The following is a 1219-nucleotide window of genomic DNA, read 5'->3' as shown; positions in this document are numbered from 1 at the left end:
CTGAGCGACAGGCCCAGTTACGCGCTATCGCGATCTGTTCGCGGCTCTCAACCCGACTTCTTCAACACAATCGGCTCTTCCCGGTCATCTGAGTAGTTCTGTCAGGTGACCGCTACCCCACACTTACCGGTCGTCCAGAGCGATCAATTCGCGGTGTCGGGTGGGGACGTCCGCTACTAGGGAAAGCGGACTTTCATCAGATTAAGCTTGATGTCCGAGAAGCGGACGTTGCTGTCCTCACGGACATTCCAAACATCGGTTGGATGGCTGTGAGTAGGGTCACGGCAATAACGCCCGTAACTGTTTTAACCTTGGGCCAATTTGCACCACCAACGCCGCACAGGAATCCCCGCTTACCGGCAAATTCAGCGACGCAGATACGATACCAACAAGGGGCGGCAACTTTTTGGTAGTCGCTCTTTCCGTAACGGGTGCTCCTGACAATCCTGGTTCAATTGCACAGTTCAACATTGCGACGTAAGGCAAGATTGGAGTCATTTCGAAGCCCGCTCGAATTGAAGGAATGTATGGTCGACTACGTCCGTACCCAATCACATCAACGGGTTCTCCCTGCCGCCATTCACTAAGTGAAAACGGCTGAGCCTGCATGGCCGAAACAGGTGAATCGAGTAAGAGCAAAGCGAGGTCAAATGCTACCTCGTCTGTTGTGAGTTCTCGCGATACGGCTGGCGAGTATCCAGGAAGAACGGCGAGGGCAGATACGCCAAGCAAAGCTACGTGTTCGCTTCTCCACTGTCCTAGGACGACTTTCATGTACTTTGGATCAGTGAATTTCTCCGTCAGTGGATTATATAAACAATGAGCGACCGTTACGATCTCGCGCTCCGAGATCAAGGCTCCATTGCACCAGCGGTTTCCTGCAACATGCACTTTCGCCACGCCGTGCCAAATGCGACGCTCGGCTTCAGATATCGCTCGAGTTGGTTCACCGGCACAGGTCGCCGATGAGGCCATCAAAAGCGCCACAAGCGCGTTCAACAGAATGTATTTGTGCAAGTGTCCCTTCCCCTCCCAAGAACCTTAGCAGCTGCGAACACGTCGTCTACGATTGCTTGATCTGGTAATTTGGCCGAATAGCCACGTGACAGCTCAAAAGTCGAATTATCCTTTTGGGCTCTACCCCGACATCTGAGTATCCGTGTTTGGTCAAGGCGCAACGGGCGACCAACTTCGTTTATCTCGTAGGAGCGCGTTTGCG

At 53.2% G+C, this 1219-nt stretch carries 1 protein-coding gene; it reads right to left on the bottom strand.

Going from position 1 to position 1219, the window contains the following annotated elements; translation table 11 throughout:
* Window positions 1–279: 279 nt before the first annotated feature.
* Window positions 280–1017 (bottom strand): trypsin-like serine peptidase, encoded by a 738-nt coding sequence (locus tag RXV90_RS25760; protein WP_316653287.1) that lies wholly within the window; start codon window positions 1015–1017, stop codon window positions 280–282.
* Window positions 1018–1219 lie beyond the last annotated feature (202 nt).

The sequence above is a fragment of the Ovoidimarina sediminis genome (genome assembly GCF_032586175.1).
GTDB classification, from domain to species: Bacteria; Pseudomonadota; Alphaproteobacteria; order Rhodobacterales; family Rhodobacteraceae; genus Ovoidimarina; species Ovoidimarina sediminis.
Note: the sequence above shows the minus strand (reverse complement) of the source record. Positions and strands in the feature narration are given on the sequence as shown.